Source organism: Pseudomonas sp. Ost2, from assembly GCF_018326065.1.
GTDB lineage: Bacteria > Pseudomonadota > Gammaproteobacteria > Pseudomonadales > Pseudomonadaceae > Aquipseudomonas > Aquipseudomonas gingeri.
The window spans coordinates 2174231-2199497 of the sequence record NZ_AP021904.1; the positions used below are offsets into that span (position 1 = coordinate 2174231).

Below are 25267 nucleotides of genomic sequence, written 5' to 3' on the forward strand. Positions count from 1 at the left end.
ATGAGGTGTCTGCGTCGGCAAACGCAACCTTTGCAGGAGCCGGCAAGCCGGCTCCTACAGGGGATCGCTGCGCCGAGGTCTTTCAGGCGCCCAGTTCGGTTCGCGCTTGTTCAGGAAGGCCAGGGTCCCCTCGACGCCTTCGGCCCCGGTCACCGCCTCGCCGAAGCGCAGGGCGGCCTGATCGAGCAACGGCCCCAGCGGCTGCTCATCCAGCAGCAGGGCCTTGGTCGCGGCATTCGCTCCCGGTGCACAACGCAGTACCTGGCCGAGCACCTCGCCGAGGCGCTCGGCCAGGCCCTGGCTATCGCGCTCGACAAAATGCACCAGCCCCAGGCGCGCGGCCTCTTCGCCGTCGAAGCGCGCGGCCGTCAGCGCCAGGCGGCGCGCCTGGGTCAGGCCGATGCGGTGGACCACAAAGGGCGCGATCTGCGCCGGCAACAGGCCCAGGCCGGTTTCCGGCAGGCCGAACTGCGCGTCATGCGCGGCCATCGCGATATCGCTGACACAGGCCAGGCCAAAGCCGCCGCCGAGTACCGCGCCTTGCAGCACGGCGATCACCACCTGGGGTTGCTGCTGGGTTTCCTCCAGCAGGGCGCCGAACGTCCGGTTCAGCGCCTGATAGGCCTGGGCACCCTGGGTACGGGCCTGGGCCATGTCGCGGATATCGCCGCCGGCGCAGAAATGCCCGCCGGCACCGCACAGCACCAGGGCCCGCACGGCGCGATCGTCACGCACGGCGGCGAGCACCGCGCGCAACTCGGTGACCATCTGCAGGCTCATGGCATTGCGGCTGTCCGGGCGGTCGAGGGTGATATGCAGCACGCCGTTGTGGACTTCCAGGCGCAGGGTCTGGCAGGCGGGCAGGGCGTTCATCGTTTTTTCCCCGGCAGGATGCCCATCAGCTTGCAGATGATGCCCAGCATGATTTCGTCGGCACCGCCGCCGATCGACACCAGCCGCACATCGCGATAGGCCCGGGCCACCGGGTTGTCCCACATGTAGCCCATGCCGCCCCAGTATTGCAGGCAGCCGTCGGTGACCTCGCGGCCCAGTCGTCCGGCCTTGAGCTTGGCCATGGACGCCAGGCGGGTGACGTCCTGGCCCTTGATGTACTGCTCGGTGGCCTGGTAGACCAGCGCCCGCAGGCATTCGATCTCGGTGGACAGTTCGGCGAGGCGGAAGTGGATCACCTGGTTGTCGAGCAGCGGGCTGCCGAAGGTCTGGCGTTCCTTGCAGTAGGCAATGGTACTGTCGACGCAATACTCCAGGCCCTTGATCATGTTCGCCGCGCCGAACAGCCGTTCCTCCTGGAACTGCAGCATCTGCATCATGAACCCCGCGCCTTCCTGGCCGATGCGGTTGCGCTGCGGCACGCGGACATCGTCGAAGAAAATCTGCGCGGTCTCGGAACTGCGCATGCCCAGCTTGTCCAGGTGCGGGCTGAGCGTGATGCCCGGGCTGTTCATCGGCACCATGATCAGCGACTTGTTGACGTGCGGCTTGTCGTCCGAGGTGTTGGCCAGCAGACAGATAAAGTCGGCGCTCGGCGAGTTGGTGATCCACATCTTGCTGCCATTGATCACATAGTCGTCGCCGTCCTTGCGCGCATGGGTCTTGAGCCCGGCGACATCCGAGCCGGCGCCGACTTCGGAAACCCCGATACAGCCCACCTGCTCGCCGCTGATGGCCGGACGCAGGAACTCCTCGCGCAGGGCATCGGAGCCGAAGCGCGCCAGGGCCGGGGTGCACATGTCGGTCTGCACGCCGATGGACATGGGGATCCCACCGCAGTGGATGCTGCCGAATTCCTCGGCGGCGACGATCGAATAGCTGTAGTCCAGGCCCATGCCACCGAACTGCTCCGGCTTGGAGATGCCCAGCAGGCCCAGTTCGCCGGCCTTGCGGAAGAGCGCATGGATCGGGAAGCGCCCGGCTTTTTCCCATTCCTCGACATGGGGATTGATCTCGTGTTCGACGAACTGGCGAACGGTACGGCGCAGCGCTTCATGTTCCTGGGTAAAGATCATTGTTGTTGTTCTCCTGTGATGTGATCGTTCCCACGCTCTGCGTGGGAATGCAGCCGGTGACGCTCCGCGTCACAGATCAAAGCTTCGCGGGCAAGCCCGCTCCCAGCGAGTCGGAACGATCCCATGGCCTCGACTCTCAGGACCTCGCCACGCCGAAGCTGTTGGCGTGCAGTGGGCGCACCTCGGCCTCGTGGCAGATATCCAGCAGGTAGCCCAGCAGTGTCCGGGTATCCCGTGGGTCGATCAGGCCGTCGTCCCACAGGCTCGCGGTGCCATAGAGCGCGGTGGACTGGCTGTCGAGTTTTTGCGCGGTCACCTGTTCCAGCATGTCGAGCATTTTTTCGTCGACGACCTGGCCATCCTTGACCTGCCGGGCCTCGGTGACAATACGCAGCACCTTGCCGGCCTGGGCGCCACCCATCACCGCGGTGCGGCTGTTGGGCCAGGCGAAGATGAAGCGCGGGTCCAGGCCGCGGCCGCACATGGCGTAGTTGCCGGCGCCGTAGGAGCCACCGACGACCAGGGTCAGTTTAGGCACCCGGGCGTTGGCCACCGCCTGGATCATCTTCGCGCCGTGCTTGATCACCCCCTGTTGCTCGGATTCGGTGCCGACCATGAAACCGGTGGTGTTGTGCAGGAACAACAGCGGCGTGCAGCTCTGGTCGCACAGTTGGATGAATTGCGCGGCCTTGCTCGCGCCCCTGGGCGTGATCGGACCGTTGTTGCCGATCAGCCCGCAGGCGCGCCCCTGGATCTGCAGATGGCCGCAGATTGTCTGCTGGTCGAACTCGCCCTTGAACTCCAGGAAGCTCGAACCATCGGCCAGGCGGGCGATGATTTCCCGCACGTCATAGGGCTTTTTCGGATCGTCGGGAATCAGTCCCAGCAAGTCATCGATGGGGTACAGCGGTTCGGCGAAGTCCGGCGCGGCCGAGAGCGGCAGCCGCGCGTTCCACGGCAGGCTGGCGACGATCTCGCGGGCCAGGCGAATCCCGTCGACGTCGTTTTCCGCCAGGTACTCGGCGGTGCCGGCCACCTGTGCGTGCATCTCGGCGCCACCGAGTTCTTCGTCGGTGGCGACTTCGCCCGTGGCGGCCTTGAGCAGCGGCGGTCCGGCGAGAAACAGCTTGGCCTTGCCGCGCACCACTACCACATAATCCGACAGCCCCGGCTGATAGGCACCGCCGGCGGTCGCCGAACCGTGGACCACGGTGATCTGCGGCAGGCCCATGGCAGACATCCGCGCCTGATTGGCGAAACTGCGCGCGCCCTCGACGAAAATCTCCGCCGCGTAATTCAGGTTGGCGCCGCCGCTTTCCGCCAGGGTGATCACCGGCAGTTTGTTTTCCATGGCGATCTGTTGCAGGCGCAGGGACTTTTTCAAGCCGCTGGGGGAGATGGTCCCGCCCTTGATCGCACTGTTGTTGGCCACCACCAGCAGGCGTACCCCGCAGACGTAGCCGATGCCGGCGATCAGGCCGCCGCCGGCCTGGCTGCCGTCCTTGTCGTCGTGCAACTTGTAGCCGGCCAGGCTGGCCAGTTCGAGAAACGGCGCACCGGGGTCCAGCAGCAGGTTCAGGCGTTCCCGGGGCAGCAACTGGCCGCGCCGGGTGAACTTGTCCCGGGCCTGTTCGGCCTTGTCCAGCAGGTTCTGCTCTAGTTGGCGAAGGTGTTCGAGACTGGCGAGCAGGGCGTCGCGATGGCGGGCGAAATCGGCGGATTGACGGTCGAGCTGGGATTCGATCACCGGCATGGCTTACTCCTTGTCCTTGAGCACGTCCGGCTGGCAGGCCCGGTGGAAACCGTTGTACGACTCGCTGTGCCGCGCCGGTTGCAGCGGCCAGGCCCGGCTGCCGAGGCTGGCGGCGCCGTCGATGCGCAGGGTGCTGCCGCTGACGAAGGCCGCCGCCGGGCTGAGCAGGAAGACAATCGCCGCGCTGACCTCGGACTCGGTGCCGATGCGCTTGAGCGGCACGTGTTCGCGCAAGGTGGGAATGACTTTCCTGAAGGCGCCTTCGTAGGTGTCCATGCCGCTGGAGGCGATCCAGCCCGGCGCCACGGCATTTACCCGGACCCCGGCATGCCCCCACTCGAAGGCGGCGGTCTTGGTGAAGTTGTCCATGCCGGCGCGGGCGGCGCCGGAGTGCCCCATGCCAGGCATGCCGCCCCACATGTCGGCGAGCATATTGACGATGCTCCCGCCGTGCTGGCTCATGGACTGGTTGAAGACTTCCCGGGCCACCAGGAAACCGCCCACCAGATTGGTGCGCAGCACGGTTTCGAAACCTTTCTGGTTGATCGAGGCCAGGGGCGCCGGGTATTGGCCGCCGGCATTGTTGACCAGGCCGTGGATCGGGCCATGCTCGGCCAGCAGTTGGCTCACCAGCTGTTTCACCGCGTCCTCGTCGCGGATATCGCAGGCCTGCCAGGCGGCGCTACCGCCATCGGCATGGATCTCGGCGGCGACCGTTTGCAGCTTCTCGGTCTTGCGCCCCACCAGCAGCACCCGGGCCCCGAGCGCGGCCAGTTCGTGGGCGGTGCAACGGCCGATGCCGCTGCCACCGCCCGTCACCAGGATGGTCTGGCCGTTGAACAGATCGGGTTTGAACACGGAAGCGTAGGCCACGGTGACGGTCCTTCAGGCAAGTTGATCGGCAAGCTGTTGCGGCACGGGAATCTGTATCTCCAGCAGTTGCTGGGCAAAGGCCTTGCCCTGGGGATCGATGCGCAGGCTGGCGACACCGCCGCCGCCCAGGGCGTTTTCCAGGAGGAAGTTGAGGCTGTGGGTGCCCGGCAGGTACCAGCGTTCGACGCGCCCGTGCAGCGGGTCGAGGACATGGCCCATCCAGTCGACGACCACTGCTGCGGTCAGGGCTTCGGCGATCCAGGGCAGGTATTCCGGGCGCCGGGCCATGACCCCGATATTGCTGTGATTGCCCTTGTCGCCGGAGCGTGCCACCGCCAGCTTGATCAACGGCACGCTGGCTTCGGCGCGGCCTTGCGGTCGTGGTGGTGGCAGGTCTTCGGCAACATCGGCCGGATCGAACGAGGCGAGGGCGGGCAGGGCGCAGGGGTGGACTTGCCCGTCGATGTGCACGCCGAGTTCACAGCGCTGTTTGTCGATCAGGAAGGAGAACAGGCGGATCAGCGGGTACACCGTCGGCCTTCCGCCGACAATGCCGGTCAGGCCCGGCGCCATGCCGGTGGCGGCCTGGGCGATTTCCCGGGAGAACAGGAGCAGGGCTTGCTTGTCCGGATGACGCACGGCGAGCTTGATCACCACCTCGCGGCTGTCCTGGCGCAGGCCGTGGGGACCGTAGGTGGCCTCGCTGCCGAGCAGTTCGATATTCACTTCGCTGTAGGGCGCCCAGCCGCGCAGGCGGAACATTTCCCCGGTCTTGTCGATGATCGCCTGGCTGACCCGCCGGGCCTTGTCCACGGCATCGATGCCGGCCATCAGGCAACTGGCGGTGCAGCGGAAACCCTCCGGCCAGGTGGCGCTGACCTTGTATTGCCCGGTGGGCGGCAAGCCCCTGGCGCCGCGCACGCTGACGGCGTTTTCGCCGTGTTGGGCGAGTGTCACCCGGGTGAAGTCGCAGATCACATCCGGCAGGTGATAGGCCCGCGGGTCGCCGATCTCGTAGAGCAACTGCTCGCCCACGCTCAGCGGGCTGACCAGGCCGCCGCTGCCGTCGGGCTTGCTGACGATAAAGTTGCCGTCGGCACTGACTTCGACGATCGGGAAGCCGATATGTTCGTAGTCCGGTACGTCGCGCCAATCGGTGAAGTTGCCACCGGTGCACTGGGCGCCGCACTCGATGATGTGTCCGGCCAGGGCCGCCTGGGCCAGCTTGTCGTAGTCGCTCCAGGACCAGCCGAATTCATGCACCAGGGCGGCGCTGACCACCGCGCTGTCCACCACCCGCCCGGTGATCACGATATCCGCGCCCAGTCGCAGGGCTTCGACGATACCCGGAGCGCCGAGATAGGCGTTGGTGGAGACGCAAAACCCTGGCAATGGCGCGCCGCTGAACATTTCCTGGATGCCGCTGGCGGCCAGTTGCTTGAACTGCGGTTGCAGGTCATCGCCTTGCAGCACGGCGATCTTCAAGGTCACTCCGGCCTTGTCGCAGGCCCGTTGCAGGACGGCGGCGCAGGCCTGCGGATTGACCCCGCCGGCATTGCTGATGACGCGGATGCGTTGCCGGGCGATATCCGCCAGCAGGGGGGCGAGCACTTCGACGAAGTCCGTGGCGTAGCCGGCCCCCGAATCTTTCAGGCGCGCTCCGGCGAGGATCGACAGAGTGATCTCCGCCAGGTAGTCGAACACCAGGTAATCCAGGCGTCCGGCTTCCACCAGCGGTCGGGCGGCGGTAGAGGTATCGCCCCAGAAGGCGCTGGCACAACCGACACGAACCGTCCTGTTCATCCGCACACTCTCCGAAAGGGATGTAATGAGACTACCAAGCAAGCGCTTGGTTTGTAAATCCCGGGGACAAGTTTAGCCCAAGCGCTTGCTTGGGACCGCCCGTAGGCTTAAATTGCGCGCGCAACCTCCCGGTTTCCGGGGGTGCAACGGCACAGCGTAGCCAGAGGAGAATGCCGTGAACGAACAACAAGCCCAGCAGGTGATGCGGGATCTGGTGCAAGAAGGGCAGTTGACCGATCCGGACAGCGCCCGTGGCAAACTGCTGCAGACCGCCGCGCACCTGTTTCGCAACAAGGGCTACGAGCGCACCACCGTGCGTGACCTGGCGAGCGCCATCGGCATCCAGTCGGGAAGCATCTTTCATCACTTCAAGAGCAAGGACGAGATCCTGCGGGCCGTGATGGAGGAAACCATCCGCTACAACACCGCCGTGATGCGCGCCTCGCTGGCCGAGGCCGGCAGCTTGCGCGAGCGGGTGCTGGCGCTGATCCGCTGTGAGCTGCAGTCGATCATGGGCGGCACCGGCGAAGCCATGGCGGTGCTGGTCTATGAGTGGCGTTCGCTGTCGCCGGAAGGGCAGGCCAAGGTCCTGGCGCTGCGCGACGTCTACGAGCAGATCTGGCTGCAGGTGCTGGGCGAAGCTCGTGACGCGGGCTACATCAAGGGCGATGTGTTCATCACCCGGCGCTTTCTGACCGGGGCCTTGTCATGGACCACCACCTGGTTTCGGCCCCAGGGCAGCCTGACGCTGGAGCAACTGGCCGATGAGGCCCTGACGCTGGTTCTCAAAGATCGCTAAGTGCGCGTTGTGCAAGTAATTATTTAATCGGCGCGGCGTTGTCTAAGTGGTCGAAAGCGCCTAGCTTAATGGTATCGATGGTATTTTCTGAGGTGCGTGGCCTTGAACCTTTCGCCAGTACGGATGGCATTCCGAATTCTAGGGTTGGCGCTGGGGGTGCTGGCGGTGCAAACCGTGTCGGCCGCGCAAGAAGTCAAGATTGGTGCCGCGCACTTTCCGCCCTACACCATTCGACCCGAGCAGGGCGCCGATACCGGTGTGCTGCCGCAACTGGCCGAAGCCTTGAACGCCTTGCAGAGCGACTACCGTTTTGTCCTGGTGCCGACCTCGATTCCCCGACGTTTTCGCGATTTCGAAGAAGGTCGCACCGACATGGCGATCTTCGAGAACCCGGAGTGGGGCTGGAAGGAGATTCCCCACGTCAATGTCGACATGGGCCTGGAAGATGCCGAGATCTTTGTTGCCCAGCACAAGCCGGATCGTGGCCAGGCTTATTTTGCCGACCTGAAAGGCAAGCGCCTGGCGCTGTTCAGCGGTTATCACTACGAGTTCGCGCAGTTCAATGCCGACCCCAAGTTTCTCGCCGAGACCTATAACGCCACGCTGACCTATTCCCATGACAGCAACCTGCTGATGGTGCTGCGCGGTCGGGCGGATATCGCCCTGGTCACCCGTTCCTATCTGTTCGACTACCTGGGCCGCAATCCGGGAACCGCCAAGGAGTTGCTGATCTCCGAGCGGATCGATCAGGTCTATCACCACTACGCCCTGCTGAGTCCGAAGGCGCCGATCAGTGGGGAGGTCTTTGCTCGGCTGTTGCAGCGCCTGCGCGACAATGGCGAGTTGCTGAAGATCTTCCAGCCTTATCGGATCACGGTCATGCCCGTGGCCGATGCGACCAGGGCGCCGCTCTGACGCGCCTGCCGGTCATGTCCTGACAATGAGCGGGTGTCCCCGCTCTTTCTGCCTGCCAGCGCTCAGCGCCGGGCGAAGGTGTCGCCGCGGGTCCCCGAGACCTTGCGGCAGTGCACCAGTGCGTCGCGGATCATGAAGTTCACCAGCGTCGGCGATACGCCCAGTTCCTTGGCGATGTCCTTTTGCGGCACGCCGTGCAGGCGATACATCTCGAAGGCATAGCGGGTGCGCTGTGGCAACTCGGTCAGCGCGTCGGCGATATGCTCCAGCGTCGAGAAGTTGATGTGCGAGGTTTCTGGCGAAGCACCGTGGATGACCACATTCAACCCTTCCTCCTCCGGCCCCGAGTACTTCAGTTCCAAGGCCTGCTTGCGATAGTGATCAATCGCCAGGTTACGCACGATCTGGAATAGATAGCTGAGCTGGGCCTTGAACGACGAGGTGATCTGCGGCGCCGATTGCAGCCGGAAAAACGCGTCCTGTACCACGTCCTCGGCCCGCGAGCGGCACCCGGTGATGCGCGCGGCGATCTTGACCAGGATCAGGCGATTGTCGACAAAGGCCTGGAGTAACGGTGAATCACACCTGCTTGTGGATACTTGTTCCGTCATGGAAATCACCTTGTAGCGAATAGGTTGTAGGCCGGGGTCTGTCAGCGACTGGCTACACATCGAGCGACAAATTATGTTGAATGATAATGATTGTCAATTGAGAAGTAGAATTAATGATACCTGCTGATGCATTACCGAGACATGACGCACCGCCCTGGGGCGTTTGTCCGCTGACGCGTGGCGCCGCGCCGGACTAATTATTTGCCAACGTCATCCGTTCTCATGTGGACAGGCCGGGTAAGCGACCCGGTCAAGGATCGATACCCGTGAGGAGGGCGCAATGGTTAATCGCAACGGTGGCTGGGCATGAGCACCTCTTTGAACCTTCGCCTGTTCTGCCTTCCCTATTCCGGCGCCAGCGCCATGGTCTACAGCCGCTGGCGGCGCAAGCTGCCGGAGTGGCTGCAGGTGCGCCCGCTGGAGTTGCCGGGACGCGGCATGCGCATGAACGAGCCGCTGCAGGTGGATATCGCGCGCCTGGCCCGGCAGTTGGCGGATGAAATCGCCGCCGAGCTGGACCGTCCCTATGCCTTGTTCGGCCACAGCCTTGGCGGCTTGCTGGCGTTCGAGCTGGCCCATGTGCTGCGCGCCCGCGGGTTGCCGGCGCCACTGGCGTTGTTTGCTTCTGCCACGGCCGGGCCGGCCAGGCGCGATGTCAGTGAGTACGCCCTGGCGAAAACCGACGAACAACTGCTGGAGCGCCTGCGCGACCTCAAGGGCACCCCGGCGGATGCCCTGGCCAACAGCGACCTGATGCAGATGATGCTGCCCATCCTGCGTGCCGACTTCCTGCTCTGCGGCAGTTTCCAGTACGGCGAGCGCGAATCGTTGTCTGTGCCGATCCACGTGTTTGGCGGCAAGCAGGACAGTGTCCGCGTCGATGAACTGCTCGACTGGCAGGAAGAAACCGCCACCGGCTTTTCCCTGGACATGTTCGAGGGCCATCACTTCTACCTGATCGAGCAGGAAGCCGCGCTGCTGCGCCACCTGCGTCGTTATGCCGACCAGCACCTGGCGCGCTGGCGCAATGACCAGGCCCGTCAGTTGACCCGCGCCGCCAGCTGACACCCGTGTTGCGCCCGCGGGCGCAGCCCTATCCAAGAATTCAATTTGCTAGCCGACTCCAGGCAGGAATCCCCATGATGGACGCGTTCGAACTCCCCAATACCCTGGCCCAGGCCCTTCAACGCCGTGCGCTGCAGACTCCGGATCGAGTGGCGCTGCGTTTTCTCGCCGAAGACAAGGAGCAGGGCGCGGTCCTCAGTTATCGGGATCTGGACCTGCGGGCCCGCACCATCGCCGCGGCCCTGCAGGCCGATGCGCGGCTGGGCGACCGTGCGGTGCTGTTGTTCCCCAGCGGCCCGGACTATGTCGCGGCGTTCTTCGGTTGCCTGTACGCCGGGGTGATCGCGGTGCCGGCCTATCCGCCGGAGTCGACCCGTCGTCATCACCAGGAACGCCTGCTGTCTATCATCGCCGATGCCGAGCCGCGCCTGGTATTGACCAGCGCCGACCTGCGCGAGCCATTGTTGCAGATGGACGAACTGTCGGCCGCCGATGCACCGCAACTGCTCTGTGTCGATACCCTCGACAGCGGGTTGGCCGCTGCCTGGCAGGAACCCGGGGTGCAGCCGGATGACATCGCCTTCCTGCAATACACCTCCGGCTCCACCGCGTTGCCCAAGGGCGTGCAGGTCAGCCACGGCAACCTGGTCGCCAACGAATTGCTGATCCGCCACGGCTTCGGTATCGACCTCAATCCCGACGACGTGATCGTCAGCTGGTTGCCGCTGTACCACGACATGGGCCTGATCGGCGGCCTGCTGCAACCGATCTTCAGTGGCGTGCCTTGTGTGCTGATGTCGCCGGCGTATTTCCTCGGCCGCCCGTTGCGCTGGCTGGAGGCGATCAGCGAGTACGGCGGGACCATCAGCGGCGGGCCGGACTTCGCCTATCGGCTGTGCAGCGAGCGGGTCAGCGAAAGCGCCCTGGCCCGGCTCGACCTGAGCGGCTGGCGCGTGGCCTATTCCGGTTCCGAACCGATCCGCTTCGACACCCTCGAACGTTTCGCCGAGAAGTTCGCGCCGTGCGGTTTCCGCGAGCAGAGCTATTTCGCGTCCTATGGCCTGGCGGAAGCCACCCTGTTCGTTGCCGGTGGCCAGCGTGGCCGGGGAATTGCGGCGTTGCGCCTGGATGAGGCGGCGCTCGCGCAGAACCGCGCGGAGCAGGGCGCGGGCAGTCCGATCATGAGTTGTGGCACCAGCCAGCCCGAGCACGCGGTGCGGGTGGTCGAGCCGAACACCTTGCAGGTACTCGGCGACAACCACGTCGGCGAGGTCTGGGCCGCCGGCCCGAGCATTGCCCAGGGTTACTGGCGCAACCCCGAGGCGTCGGCCAAGACCTTTGTCCGGCATGACGGCCGCACCTGGCTGCGCACCGGCGACCTGGGCTTCCTGCGCGAGGGTGAGCTGTACATCACCGGGCGCCTGAAAGACATGCTGATCGTGCGTGGGCACAACCTCTATCCCCAGGACATCGAGCAAACCGTCGAGCGCGAAGTGGAAGTGGTGCGCAAGGGCCGGGTTGCCGCTTTTGCCGTCACTCGCGACGGCCAGGAAGGCATCGGCATCGCCGCCGAGATCAGCCGCAGCGTGCAGAAGATCCTGCCTGCCGAAGCTCTGATCAAGGCCATCCGCCAGGCCGTGGCCGAGGCCTGCCAGGAAGCGCCCAGCGTGGTGGTGCTGCTCAATCCGGGGGCCTTGCCGAAGACCTCCAGCGGCAAGTTGCAACGTTCCGCCTGTCGCAGCCGGCTGGCCGATGGCAGCCTCGACAGTTATGCGCTGTTCCCCGACCAGGCCACTGCCCAAGGCGAGGTGGCCGCGGCGGTTGCCGATGATCTGCAGGGCCTGATCGGACGAATCTGGTGCGAACAGTTGCAACTGCGGCAGATTGCCGGCGACGACCATTTCTTCCTGCTGGGCGGCAACTCGATCCTGGCGACCCAGGTGGTTGCGCGATTGCGTGAAGAGCTGGGCATCGAATTGAACCTGCGGTTGTTGTTCGAGGCGCCGACCCTGGCCTCGTTCGCCACCCAGGTGGCGCGCCAGCAACAGGACGGCGGGCTGGCCCAGGGCGCTATCGCGCGTTTGTCGCGCCATGAAGATCTGCCGCAGTCCTTGGCCCAGAACCGCTTGTGGTTCCTCTGGCAACTGGATCCCGACAGCAGCGCCTACACGATTCCCGGTGCCTTGCGCCTGCGCGGCGAGCTGGACGAAGCGGCGCTGCGCAGCAGCTTCGAGCAACTGATCGAACGCCACGAATCCCTGCGCACGCGTTTCCACGAGCGCGATGGGCAGGCCCTGCAACGGGTCGAGGCCCATGTCGCGTTCGAACTTCAACTGATCGATCTCGGCGACCTGCCGGCGGAGCAGCGTGAGGCCCGCGCCCGGCAGATCCGCGAGGATGAAGCCCACACCCGGTTCGACCTGGAGAAGGGGCCGCTGCTGTGGGTGACCCTGGTGCGCCTGGACGACCAGGAACACCAGTTGCTGGTGACGATGCACCACATCATTGCCGATGGCTGGTCGCTGAATATCCTTATCGACGAATTCTCCCGGCTGTACGCGGCGGCTGCCCAGGGCCAGGTCGCCGAACTGGCGCCGTTGCCGTTGCAGTACGCCGACTACGGCAGCTGGCAGCGCCAGTGGCTGGCCCAGGGCGAAAGCCAGCGCCAGCTGGCGTACTGGAAAACGCACCTGGGCGCCGAGCAACCGACGCTCGATCTGGCTACCGATCATCCGCGTTCGGCACAGCAACGCCACAGCGCAGCGCGCCTGAACCTGCGCCTGGATGCCCCGCTCAGCCAGGCGGTGCGCGAGGCCGCCCAGGCCTGCGAGGCGACGCCGTTCATGCTGTTGCTGGCGACGTTCCAGAGCCTGCTGCACCGCTACAGCGGCCAGCGCGATATCCGCATCGGCGTACCGAGCGCCAACCGCCCGCGCCTGGAAACCCAGGGGCTGATCGGCTTCTTTATCAATACCCTGGTACTACGTGCCGAGCTGGACCCGCGCCTGCCGTTCGCCGACCTGCTGGCACAAACCCGCCAGGCGACCCTGGAGGCCCAGGCCAACCAGGACCTGCCGTTCGAACAACTGCTCGAAGCCTTCCCCGAGGCTCGCGAGCAGGGCCTGTTCCAGGTCATGTTCAACCACCAGCAGCGCGACCTCGGTGCCTTGCGCCGCCTGCCGGGGCTGCTGGCCGACGAACTGCCCTGGCACAGCCGCGAGGCCAAGTTCGACCTGCAACTGCACAGCGAGGAAGATCGCAATGGCCGCCTGAGTCTGGCTTTCGACTACGCCGACGAATTGTTCGACGAGGCGACCATCGCGCGCCTAGCCGGGCATTTCGTCAGCCTGCTGCAGCAGGTCACGAGCCAGCCGCAACAGGCCATTGGCGACCTGTCGTTGCTGACCGCGGCTGAACAGCAACAGCAACGCCAGTGGAGCGTCGCGCCGTGTGCCGAAGCCCGCCAGTGGCTGCCCGAGCTGTTGAACCGGCAGGCGCTGCTGACCCCGGAACGCATTGCCCTGTTGTGGGAGGGCGGCAGCCTCGACTTTGCCGAGCTGCATGCCCAGGCCAATCGCCTGGCCCACTATCTGCGCGACAAGGGCGTCGGTCCGGATGTGCCGGTGGCGATTGCCGCCGAACGTTCACCACAGTTACTGGTCGGCTTGCTGGCGATCATCAAGGCCGGCGGTGCCTATGTGCCGCTGGATCCGGATTATCCTCGCGAACGCCTGGCCTATATGCTCGCCGACAGCGGTGTCGAATTGCTGCTGACCCAGAGCCATCTGCTCGACGACCTGCCGGTGAGCGCCGGCGTCAGCGCCGTGGCGATGGACCTGCTCAAGCTCGACAACTGGCCGAGCCAGGCCCCGGGCCTGCACCTGCATGGCGACAACCTGGCCTATGTGATCTACACCTCCGGTTCCACCGGCCAGCCCAAGGGCGTCGGCAATACCCACGCGGCCCTGGCCGAGCGGCTGCAATGGATGCAGGCGACTTACGCCCTCGACGCCAGCGACGTGCTGATGCAGAAGGCGCCGATCAGTTTCGACGTTTCGGTGTGGGAGTGTTTCTGGCCGCTGATCACCGGTTGCAAGTTGGTGCTCGCCGGTCCCGGCGAACACCGCGACCCGTATCGCATCGCGCAACTGGTGCAGGCCTTTGGCGTAACCACGCTGCACTTCGTGCCGCCGCTGCTGCAACTGTTTATCGATGAGCCACAGGTGGCGCAGTGTGCCAGTCTGCGACGGCTGTTCTGCGGTGGCGAGGCGTTGCCCGCCGAGCTGCGTAACCGGGTGCTGGAGCAATTGCCGCAGGTGCGGTTGCACAACCGCTACGGCCCGACCGAAACCGCGATCAACGTCACCCACTGGCATTGCCAGTTGGCCGACGGCGAGCGTTCGCCGATCGGCCGGCCCCTGGGCAACGTGCTGTGTCGGGTCCTCGACGCCGACCTGAACCCGCTGCCCAGCGGCGTGCCGGGTGAATTGTGCATCGGTGGCATCGGTCTGGCCCGTGGTTACCTGGGACGTGCCGGGCTGACCGCCGAGCGTTTTGTCGCCGATCCGCTGGGGGCGGCGGGCGAACGCCTGTACCGCACCGGTGACCGTGTTCGCTGGGGTGCCGATGGTGTGCTGGAATACCTCGGTCGCCTGGACCAGCAGGTCAAGCTGCGTGGCTTCCGGGTCGAGCCGGAGGAAATCGAAGCGCGCCTGCTGGCCCTGGACGGTGTCGCCCAGGCGGTGGTGCTGGTGCGCCAGACCGCTGCCGGCGGGCAACTGATAGGCTACTACACCAGTCCCGAGGCGACGCAAACCGATGACGTCCAGGCTGCCCTGCTCAAGGCCGCCCTGGCGGCGCAGTTGCCGGAATACATGGTGCCGGCGCAACTGATGCGCCTGGACGCCATGCCCCTGAGCCCCAGCGGCAAGCTGGACCGCAAGGCCCTGCCCGAGCCGCAGTGGCAGGTGCGCGAGCATATCGAGCCGGGCACGGCGCTGGAGCAGCAGATTGCCGCGATCTGGCGTGAAGTGCTGGGCCAGCCACGCGTCGGCCTGGGCGATGATTTCTTTGCCCTCGGCGGCCATTCGCTGCTGGCGACCCAGATCATTTCCCGCACCCGCCAGGCCTGCGATGTCGAGCTGCCGTTGCGGGTGTTGTTCGAGGCCCCGGAACTGGGCGCGTTCGCCGAGCAGGTCCGCCTGATCCAGCTGTCCGGCCGGCGCAACCCGCAATCGGCGATCGGCACCGTCGACCGCAGCCAGTTGGTGCCGTTGTCCTATTCCCAGCAGCGCATGTGGTTCCTCTGGCAGATGGAGCCGGACAGTCCGGCCTATAACGTCGGCGGCATGGCGCGGTTTACCGGCGTGCTCGATGTGGCCTGTTTCGAGGCCGCATTGCAGGCGTTGATCCTGCGCCATGAAACCCTGCGCACGACCTTCCCGAGCATCGATGGCGTGGCCCACCAGCGGGTGGCCGCCGAGACCGGTATCCGCCTGGCCTGGAAGGATTTCTCGGCCCTTGATCGCGAGGCGCGCGAGCAACGTGTGCAACAACTGGCCGACAGCGAAGCGCACCTGCCGTTCGACCTGGAGAGCGGACCGTTGCTGCGGGCCTGCCTGGTCAAGGCCGGGGAGCAGGAGCATTACTTTGTCCTGACCCTGCACCACATCGTCACCGAAGGCTGGGCGATGGATATCTTCGCCCGCGAACTGAGTGCGCTCTACGAGGCGTTTATCGACGGGCGCGAGTCGCCGCTGCCGCCGTTGCCGGTGCAGTACCTCGACTACAGCGTCTGGCAGCGCCAGTGGCTGGAGTCCGGCGAGCGCCAGCGCCAGCTGGACTACTGGACCGCGCAACTGGGCAACGAACATCCGTTGCTCGAATTGCCGGGCGACCGCCCACGGCCCGCGGTACAGAGTCATCGTGGCGAGTTGTACCGCTTCGACCTCAGCGACGAGCTGGCGGCACGGGTCCGGGCGTTCAACGCGCAACATGGCCTGACCCTGTTCATGACCATGACCGCCGCGTTGTCCGTGCTGCTCTATCGCTACAGCGGCCAGACCGACCTGCGTATCGGCGCGCCGGTGGCCAACCGGATCCGGCCGGAAAGCGAGGGCCTGATCGGCGCCTTCCTCAATACCCAGGTGCTGCGCTGCCAGCTCGACGGGCAGATGTGTGTCGAGGCGTTGTTCGAGCAGGTACGCCACACCGTGATCGAAGGCCAGTCCCATCAGGACCTGCCGTTCGATCATCTGGTGGAAGCCCTGCAACCGCCTCGCAGCGCCGCCTACAACCCGCTGTTCCAAGTGATGTGCAACGTCCAGCGCTGGGAGTTCCAGCAGAGCCGCAGCCTGGGTGGGATGAAAGTCGAATACCTGGTCAACGATGCCCGGGCGACCAAGTTCGACCTCAACCTGGAAGTCACCGACCTCGACCACCGCCTGGGTTGCTGCCTGACCTACAGTACCGACCTGTTCGACGAACCGCGCATCGCGCGCATGGCCGGACACTGGCGCAACCTGCTGGAGGCCCTGATCGGCGATCAGCGGCAGCGCCTGAGCGAGTTGCCGTTGTTGCAGGCCGACGAACAGCAGGCGCTGTTTGCCAGCCTGGGGGCGGAAGACGGCGAACAGCGGCTCGACCAGTGCATCCACCGCCTGTTCAGCCAGCAGGCCGAAGCCCGGCCACAGGCGCCGGCACTGACCTTTGCCGGCCAGACCCTGAGCTATGCCGAACTCGATGCCCGGGCCAATCGCCTGGCCTGGCGCCTGCGCGAGCAGGGCGTGGGCCCGCAGGTGCGGGTCGGTCTGGCACTGGAGCGGTCGCTGGAGATGGTTATCGGCCTGCTGGCGATTCTCAAGGCCGGCGGCGCCTACGTGCCGCTGGACCCGGAATACCCGCTGGATCGCCTCAACTACATGATCGAAGACAGCGGCATCGGCTTGCTCCTGAGCAATGCCGCGTTGCTCGAGGCCCTGGGGCCGTTGCCGGCGGGTGTCGCGCAGTGGTGCCTGGAGCAGGACGGTCCGGCCCTGGCCGGGTACCCGTGCGACGAGCTGCCGTTTATCAGCCTGCCCCAGCACCAGGCGTACCTGATCTACACCTCCGGTTCCACCGGCAAGCCCAAGGGCGTGGTGGTCTCCCACGGTGAGATCGCCATGCATTGCCAGGCGGTGATCCGCCGCTTCGACATGCAGCCCGATGACTGCGAACTGCATTTCTATTCGATCAACTTTGACGCCGCCACCGAGCGTCTGCTGGTGCCGTTGCTGAGCGGCGCCCGGGTGGTGCTGCGGGCCCAGGGGCAGTGGGATGCCGAGGAAATCTGCCAGCTGATCCGTGAGCAGCAGGTCAATATCCTCGGTTTTACCCCGAGCTACGGCAGCCAGTTGGCCCAGTGGCTGGCGACCCAGGCGCAGACCTTGCCGGTACGCATGTGCATCACCGGCGGCGAAGCGCTGACCGGCGAGCACCTGCAACGGATTCGCGCGGCCTTCCAGCCGAGCCTGTTCTTCAACGCCTATGGCCCGACCGAAACCGTGGTCATGCCACTGGCCAGCCTGGCACCCGAACAGCTGGAAGAGGGCGCGGCCAGCGTCCCGATCGGCCGGGTGATCGGTGCCCGTGTGGCCTATATCCTCGATGCCGACCTGGCCTTGGTGCCGCAAGGCGCCACCGGCGAGTTGTATGTCGGCGGCGCCGGCCTGGCCCAGGGTTATCACCAGCGTCCGGGAATCACCGCCGAGCGTTTTGTCGCCGACCCGTTTGCTGGCGATGGCGCCCGCCTGTACCGCACCGGCGACCTGGTCCGCCAGGGCGCCGATGGCCTGGTGGAATACCTCGGGCGCATCGACCATCAGGTGAAAATCCGTGGTTTCCGCATCGAACTGGAGGAAATCGAAACCCGCCTGCTGGACCACCCGGCGATTCGCGAGGCCGTGGTCCTGGCGCTGGATGCCCCCGGGGGCAAGCAACTGGCCGCTTACCTGGTCAGCGATGTGGCGACCTGGGAGGAAGAGCGGCAGGTCGAACTGCGTGAAGCGCTCAAGGCACACCTGAAAAGCCAGTTGCCGGACTACATGGTGCCCACCCACCTGATCCTGCTGGCGAGCATGCCGCTGACCGCCAATGGCAAGCTCGACCGGCGTGCCTTGCCGGCGCCGGACCCGGAGCTCAACCGCCAGCACTATGTGGCGCCGAGCAACGAGCTGGAGCAAAGCCTGGCCGGGATCTGGTGTGAAGTACTGAACGTCGGCCAGGTCGGGCTCAACGATAATTTCTTCGAACTGGGGGGCGACTCGATCCTGTCGATCCAGGTGGTCAGCCGGGCCCGCCAGCTGGGTATTCACTTCAGCCCCCGCGACCTGTTCCAGCACCAGACCGTGCAGAGCCTGGCGGCGGTGGCAACCCGCAGCGAGCGGATCAGCGCCGAGCAAGGCCTGCTCAGCGGTGCCAGCAGCCTGACACCGATCCAGCACTGGTTCCTCGACAGCGAGATTCCCCAGCGCCAGCACTGGAACCAGGCGCTGGTCCTGGCACCGGTGCGGGCCCTCGAGCCCCACGCGCTGGAGCAGGCCCTGGCGGCACTGCTGGTCCATCACGACGCCTTGCGCCTGAGTTTTACCGGCGAAGCGGGCAACTGGCGAGCCGAATACCGGGCGCCGGACGTGACGCCGTTGCTGCAACAGGTGCGCATCGCGGCGATGACGCAGTGCCCGGCCCTGTTCAGCGAGACCCAGCGCAGCCTCGACCTGCAACAGGGGCCGTTGCTCCGGGCCTTGCTGGTGGACGGGCCGCAGGGCGAACAACGCCTGCTGCTGGCGATTCATCACCTGGTGGTGGACGGGGTGTCCTGGCGCATCCTGCTGGACGACCTGCAGACCGCCTACCGTCAACTGCTGGCCGGTCAGGCGCCGCAATTGCCGGCGAAGACCAGTTCCCTGCGTGACTGGGCGGACCGCCTGCAGGCCTATGCCGGCAGCGAGTCGCTGCGCGAAGAGCTGGCGGGCTGGCAGGCGCAACTGGCCGGACCGGACCTCGAACTGCCCTGCGAGCGTCCGCAGGGCGGGCGGCAGAATCGTCATGCCGAGACCCTCAGCGTCCGTCTCGATGCGTCCCGGACCCGTGCCTTGCTGCAACAGGCCCCGAGCGCCTACCGCACCCAGGTCAACGACCTGTTGCTGACCGCCCTGGCGCGGGTGGTCTGCCGCTGGACCGGGCAGCCGTCGGCGCTGGTGCAACTGGAAGGCCACGGCCGGGAAACCCTGTTTGACGAGATCGACCTGACCCGCACCGTCGGCTGGTTCACCAGCGCCTATCCGGTACGCCTGACCCCGCTGAATATCGAGGAAGCCGCGGGGCAGGGCGACTCGATCAAGGCCATCAAGGAGCAACTGCGCGGGGTGCCGCACAAGGGCCTGGGCCATGGCGTGCTGCGCTACCTGGCCGAACCGTCGCTGCGCGCGGCCATGGCGGCCCTGCCGGTGGCGCCGATCACCTTCAACTACCTCGGTCAGTTCGACCAGAGCTTCGGCGATGACGCGCTGTTCCGTCCGCTGGAAGAGTCGGCGGGCGAGGCCCATGCGGCCGAGGCGCCGTTGCCCAACGAGTTGAGCATCGACAGCCAGGTCTATGGCGGTGAGCTGGTATTGCGCTGGACCTTCAGTCGCGAGCGTTTCGACAGCAGCACCGTGGCCGAGCTGGCGGACGCCTACCTGGGCGAACTGAGCAGCCTGGTCGAGCATTGCCTGCGCGACGATGCCGGCGGCCTGACGCCCTCGGACTTCCCGCTGGCGCGCCTGACCCAGGGGCAACTCGATGCGCTGCCGGTGGCTGCCAGCCAGATCGAGGACGTCTATCCGCTGACCCCGATGCAGGAGGGCCTGTTGCTCCATACCCTGCTGGAGCCGGGCACCGGCCTGTACTACATGCAGGACCGCTACCGGATCAACAGCGAGCTCGATCCGCAGCGTTTCGCCCAGGCCTGGCAGGCGGTGATCGCTCGCCATGAAGCCTTGCGTGCGTCGTTCTGCTGGAACGTCGGCGAGGACATGCTGCAAGTTATCCACAAGCCGGGCAGCACGCCGATCGAATACCTGGACTGGAGCGCCGAGCCCGAGGACCAGCAGGAGCCCCGTCTGCAGAGCCTGCTCAAGAGCGAGCGCGAGGCCGGCTTCGATCTGCTGCGCGAGGCGCCCTTCCACCTGCGCCTGATCAAGGTCGGCGCGGCACGCTACTGGTTCATGATGAGCAACCACCACATCCTGATCGATGCCTGGTGCCGTTCGTTGCTGATGAACGATTTCTTCGAGATCTACACCGCCCTCGGCGAAGGGCGTGAAGCGCAACTGGCCGTGCCGCCGCGCTACCGCGACTATATCGGCTGGCTGCAACGGCAGGACCTGGCCGCGGCGAAGCAGTGGTGGAAACACAACCTGCAAGGCTTCGAACGCACCACCCATATCCCCAGCGACCGGCCGTTCCTGCGTGAGCATGCCGGGGAAAGCGGCGGCATGGTGGTGGGCGACCGCTACACCCGTCTCGATCCCCGTGACGGCGCGCGGCTGCGGGAACTGGCGCAGCAGCACCAGTTGACCGTCAACACCTTCGCCCAGGCGGCCTGGGCCCTGGTCCTGCGCCGTTTCAGCGGTGATCGCGATGTGTTGTTCGGGGTCACCGTGGCCGGTCGTCCGGTGGAGATGCCGCAGATGCAGCGTACCGTCGGGCTGTTCATCAACAGCATCGCGCTGCGGGTGAAACTGCCGGAAGACGGCGCCGGCTGCAGCGTGCGCAGTTGGCTCAGCGGCTTGCTCGAACGCAATATGGAGCTGCGCGAGTACGAGTATCTGCCGCTGGTGACGATCCAGGAAAACAGCGAACTGCCCAAGGGCCAGCCGCTGTTCGACAGCCTGTTCGTGTTCGAGAACGCCCCGGTGGAAGTCTCGGTGCTGGACCGGGCGCAGAGCCTCAATGCGACCTCGGATTCGGGCCGCACCCATACCAACTTCCCGCTGACCGCGGTCTGTTATCCGGGCGATGACCTGGGACTGCACCTGTCCTATGACCAGCGTTACTTCGAGGCGAGCAGCGTCGAACGCCTGCTGGGCGAGTTCAAGCGCCTGCTGCTGGCGCTGGTGGAGGGCTTCCATGGCGACATGGATGAGCTGCCGCTGCTCGGCGCCGAAGAGCGCGATTTCCTGCTCGAAGGCTGCAACCAGAGTGCCCGTGACTATCCGCTGGAACAGAGTTACGCGGCATTGTTCGAGGCACGGGTGGCCGCGCATCCGCAACGGATCGTCGCGACCTGCCTGGACCGGCAATACAGCTATGAGCAGTTGAACCAGTGCGGCAACCGCCTGGGCCATGCCCTGGTCGCGGCCGGTGTCGGTTTCGACCAGCCGGTGGCCCTGCTGGCCGAGCGCGGCCTCGACCTGCTGGCGATGATCGTCGGCAGCTTCAAGGCCGGCGCCGGCTACCTGCCGCTGGACCCTGGCTTGCCGGGCCAGCGCCTGGGCCGGATCATCGAGCTGAGCCGCACGCCCGTGCTGGTCTGCACTGCCGCGTGCCGTGCCCAGGCCACGGCGCTGCTTGACGAACTGAGCGGCGCGCGCCCGCAACTGCTGGTGTGGGAAGAGGTCCAGCAGGGTGCCTACCCGCTGTCCAACCCGGGAATCCAGAGTGCGCCGGACAACCTCGCGTACGTGATCTACACCTCCGGTTCCACCGGCCTGCCCAAGGGGGTGATGGTCGAGCAGCGCGGCATGCTCAACAACCAGTTGAGCAAGGTGCCGTACCTGACACTGGACGAAACCGATGTGATTGCCCAGACGGCCTCGCAGAGCTTCGATATTTCGGTCTGGCAGTTCCTCGCCGCACCGTTGTTCGGGGCCCGTGTGGATATCGTGCCGAATGCCATCGCCCATGACCCGCAAGGCTTGCTGGCCCATGTCCGGCAGCAGCGGATCACGGTGCTGGAGAGCGTGCCGTCGCTGATCCAGGGCATGCTGGCCCAGGAACGGGTCAGCCTCGACGGCCTGCGCTGGATGCTGCCGACCGGCGAGGCGATGCCGCCGGAGCTGGCGCACCAGTGGCTGTTGCGTTATCCACAGGTCGGCCTGGTCAACGCCTATGGCCCGGCGGAATGTTCGGACGACGTGGCGTTCTTCCGCGTCGACCTGGCCTCGACCCGCGGCAGCTACCTGCCGATCGGCACGCCGACCGACAACAACCGTCTGTACCTGCTCGCGGGGGCCGATGAACTGGTGCCGCTGGGCGCGGTGGGTGAGTTGTGCGTGGCCGGTACCGGTGTCGGTCGTGGTTATGTCGGCGATCCGCTGCGCACGGCCCAGGTATTCGTGCCCAATCCGTTCGGCGCGGCGGGCGAGCGGCTGTATCGCACCGGCGACCTGGCGCGTCGGCGCAGCGACGGCGTGCTGGAGTACGTCGGCCGGATCGACCATCAGGTGAAGATTCGCGGTTACCGCATCGAACTGGGGGAAATCGAAGCCCGCCTGCACGAGCAGCCGGAAGTCCGCGAGGCGGCGGTCAGCGTCCAGGAAGGCGTCAACGGCAAGCATCTGGTGGGCTATCTGGTGGCGGCCGACGCCGCTTTGAATCCGGGTGAAGGCCTGGATCGGATCAAGCAGCGACTGCGGGCGGCATTGCCGGAGTACATGGTGCCGTTGCACTGGCTGTGGCTGGAGCGCCTGCCGCTCAACGCCAACGGCAAGCTCGACCGCAAGGCGTTGCCGGACCTGGAGATCGGCCAGTTGCACGGCCAGGACTATCTGGCGCCGCGCAACGAGCTGGAACACACCCTTGCCGCGATCTGGGCTGAGGTGCTGAAGGTCGAGCGGGTCGGGGTGCTGGACAACTTCTTCGAACTGGGCGGCCATTCGTTGCTGGCGACGCAGATTGCTTCACGGGTGCAGAAGACCCTGCAACGCAATGTGCCGCTGCGGGCGATGTTCGAATGCAGCACGGTGGAGGAACTGGCTGGCTATATCGACGGGCTGGCGGCCAATGAGATCAACGAGGAGAAAGTCGATCGCCTGAGCGACCTGATGGCGGAGCTGGAAGACTTGTAGAAGGGCCGATGATCGTTCCCACGCTCCGCGTGGGAATGCAGCCCGTGGCGCTCCGCGTCACAGATCCAAAGCGGACGCAGAGCGTCCAGTGAGGCATTCCCACGCAGGAGCGTGGGAACGATCAACGCTGCGCGTGGGAACGATCAAACGCGCCTTGTCACTTCTCCTTGTAGGACCACTTTATGCTGTCGGTGGGGATGCCCAATGCCTTGAGCTTCTCCTCGACCGAGCCCAGGCAGGCGCCGCCATCGGGTTTGTAATGGCCCGAGGCGTCGTTCACCATGGCGATGACATCCACCACACCATCGATATCCGCTCGTCTCTCGACCCTGAATTCGCCCGCGCAGATCACCGGCCTGCCGTTCCCCAACTGGCTGTGGCGGACATAGCCGGCACTGTCGTCGTGGTTCCAGAGCCGGTAGATGATCGACCCCTCCGGGGTGAATACCCAGGTGTAGCTGTTGTTGTCGTCATTGGGCCTGAGGGCTTCGCAGTCGCGGGTTTTCAGGATCTCGCCGATCAGCCGGCCATTGTTCATGCCGATCAATTGCCCGACGCCGTCGATGCTGGATGGATCGTAGTTGCGCCAGGCTTTCAGGTCGCCGATATAGGGCATCAGCGTCACCGGGTAGGTCTGGCCGTTGAAGTCTATGTGCCGGTTGTAGCGGATATCCCGCCAGTTGCACCAGGAAATCGTACTGCCCCAGGAAATATGGGCGGAACGGTAGGGCGGTGAAACCCAGCGATTGATGCTGCGCAGCGAGTCGTTCAGGTAGCGGTCGTTGGCTTTCAGCAGGATCGATTCCAGCTTCCACTGGTCGTTGCCCCCCGATTCGGATCTCGACTCCTGGTAGAACAGGATCGTATGCACATCGCGCATCGGGATCCTGGGCTTGCCGAACATCGCCTGGATATCGATATCGACGGTGACCGAGTCGCCCGCGCAGGGCGCGTCGAACAGGCGCACGGCTTTGTCGAGGGAGGTCAGGGTCATCATGATCTTGTCCGAAGTGCCGCCCCAGAAGACGTTGGCGACAGTGACGGTGACCGACAGCTTGCTGATGTAGCCCAATGGCTTGGGTTGAAAGACCACGTCGGTGGCGCGGCGCTGGCGGATAGGGTGGATCCGCCAGTACAGGCGTTCGGCACGCAGCGTGTCATATTCCACCAGCCCGATCCGCCCGTTTTCGAACTCGAGTACCTTTCCTGACAGGGGCTGGATCAGGTAACCGTCGGTGCTCATGTACCAGTTCTGATGGGCATCCGCCGGATCGGGAGCGGCGAGGTGGATGTTGCCGGCTCTGGCGGTCAGGGCCAGCCCGCTGGCGAGATCGATCAGTTTTTCCTGTTCGTATCGCCAGGCGCCTTCCAGCTCCCGGGGATCCTCCAGCGATACCAGTTGCAGACGCGAGGCGTTGAGTAACAGCCTGGAGCCCTCGTGCTTGTCGCTGCCGAGGTAGAAGGGCTGCTCGGGCAGCAACTGCGCCAGCTGATTGTCGTGGGTGAAAGGCGAAACGATGTAGGGCTTGAAAAACCATTCCTGGCGTTCTGCCGGGGACGCGGAGTACTCGGCCAGTTCCACGGTCCGTTCGCCGGTCTGCGTCCAGGCCAGGTCATTGCTGAAGGAGCGGATGCTGCCCTGGCGGTCGATGTTCCACTGGTCATGGCCCGCTTCGTCGCTTTCCACCAGGCGCAACGACGGAGTCCCGGCAGGGTCCGGCACCGCCGACAGGCGTCGATTGCCCCGGCCGGTAAAGATGGCGCCGATATTGTCGACGACCCAGATCTGCTGGCTGCTGGCGGCGAGGGGTTCCAGGGTCACCGTCGGGCTGGCGTCGTCCCAGGCCAGGGCGGCATCACTGCGGGTATTGATGATCCAGAAGTACTGGTGGGTATCTTCCGCGGTTTCCTGCAGGATGGAGCGGCCCCGGGTGTGGCGGCCGTGTTGTCCATCCAGGAAGACCAGCCACTCGGTATTCTCGATGTGCAGGGAAACCAGCTTCTGGTCGCCCAGTTTCAGCAGCTTCTGGCCCAGCAGTTCGCGCGTCGGACCGTAGGCCAGCAGATGCAGCTCGCCGGGATTCTCGAGATTGTTGAGTGGCCAGTAGTCGATACAGCCCTGGCTGATGACGATGAGGGGACCATTGGACTCCATGCTCGGCACCTGGCCGGCCTCTGCCCAGATGGGTTCCAGGTGATCGGCGAACGACGGGGCGCGGGAGCGTGGGATATGGCGTATCTGCGCCAGGTAAATATTGAGCGACATGGCTCTCCTTGAGCGTTGCGACTGAGTGAAGTCACAGCTTAGGGAGTGCGCCGTTGCCTGTCGTTTG

At 65.4% G+C, this 25267-nt stretch carries 11 protein-coding genes; 4 read left to right on the forward strand and 7 right to left on the reverse strand.

Going from position 1 to position 25267, the window contains the following annotated elements:
* Positions 1–54 precede the first annotated feature (54 nt).
* The 5 genes from KI243_RS09685 to KI243_RS09705 all read right to left on the reverse strand — a co-directional run bounded on the left by KI243_RS09685 (position 55) and on the right by KI243_RS09705 (position 6456).
* A complete protein-coding gene (locus KI243_RS09685) occupies positions 55–873 on the reverse strand; it encodes an enoyl-CoA hydratase-related protein (RefSeq protein ID WP_017125717.1) in 819 nt (272 codons plus the stop codon).
* Positions 870–2027, reverse strand: coding sequence for a citronellyl-CoA dehydrogenase (gene atuD / locus KI243_RS09690; protein WP_017125718.1), 1158 nt, complete (start codon positions 2025–2027; stop codon positions 870–872). The genes KI243_RS09685 and atuD overlap by 4 nt, the downstream gene beginning before the upstream one ends.
* A gap of 136 nt (positions 2028–2163) precedes the next feature.
* On the reverse strand, positions 2164–3780 hold the full coding sequence (atuC, locus tag KI243_RS09695; protein ID WP_212810732.1) for a geranyl-CoA carboxylase subunit beta: 1617 nt from the start codon (positions 3778–3780) through the stop codon (positions 2164–2166).
* A 3-nt stretch (positions 3781–3783) separates the two neighbouring features.
* A complete protein-coding gene (locus tag KI243_RS09700; protein ID WP_177084947.1) occupies positions 3784–4653 on the reverse strand; it encodes an SDR family oxidoreductase in 870 nt (289 codons plus the stop codon).
* A 12-nt stretch (positions 4654–4665) separates the two neighbouring features.
* On the reverse strand, positions 4666–6456 hold the full coding sequence (locus tag KI243_RS09705; RefSeq protein WP_212810733.1) for an acyclic terpene utilization AtuA family protein: 1791 nt from the start codon (positions 6454–6456) through the stop codon (positions 4666–4668).
* Positions 6457–6631: 175 nt separating this feature from the next.
* Between KI243_RS09705 and KI243_RS09710 the strand changes: the two genes are divergently transcribed.
* Complete coding sequence (locus KI243_RS09710; protein ID WP_017125722.1) at positions 6632–7255, forward strand: TetR/AcrR family transcriptional regulator; 624 nt, start codon at positions 6632–6634, stop codon at positions 7253–7255.
* Positions 7256–7378: 123 nt separating this feature from the next.
* The gene (locus tag KI243_RS09715; RefSeq protein ID WP_177130121.1) at positions 7379–8170 is read left to right on the forward strand and encodes a transporter substrate-binding domain-containing protein; all 792 of its coding nucleotides are present in this window, start codon (positions 7379–7381) and stop codon (positions 8168–8170) included.
* A 62-nt stretch (positions 8171–8232) separates the two neighbouring features.
* Here the strand turns inward: KI243_RS09715 and KI243_RS09720 are convergent, their stop codons facing one another.
* Positions 8233–8781, reverse strand: a complete 549-nt coding sequence (locus KI243_RS09720) for an RNA polymerase factor sigma-70 (RefSeq protein ID WP_017125724.1) — start codon at positions 8779–8781, stop codon at positions 8233–8235.
* A gap of 306 nt (positions 8782–9087) precedes the next feature.
* Here KI243_RS09720 and KI243_RS09725 point away from each other — a divergent pair, with 306 nt between their 5' ends.
* Positions 9088–9846, forward strand: a complete 759-nt coding sequence (locus tag KI243_RS09725) for an alpha/beta fold hydrolase (RefSeq protein WP_212810734.1) — start codon at positions 9088–9090, stop codon at positions 9844–9846.
* Positions 9847–9920: 74 nt separating this feature from the next.
* Positions 9921–22934, forward strand: coding sequence for a non-ribosomal peptide synthetase (locus tag KI243_RS09730; protein WP_212810735.1), 13014 nt, complete (start codon positions 9921–9923; stop codon positions 22932–22934).
* A 157-nt stretch (positions 22935–23091) separates the two neighbouring features.
* Here KI243_RS09730 and KI243_RS09735 read toward each other — a convergent pair whose 3' ends face one another.
* Positions 23092–25200 carry a hypothetical protein gene (locus KI243_RS09735; protein WP_212810736.1) on the reverse strand — a complete coding sequence of 703 codons (2109 nt, stop codon included), beginning with the start codon at positions 25198–25200 and terminating at the stop codon, positions 23092–23094.
* Positions 25201–25267: the final 67 nt, after the last annotated feature.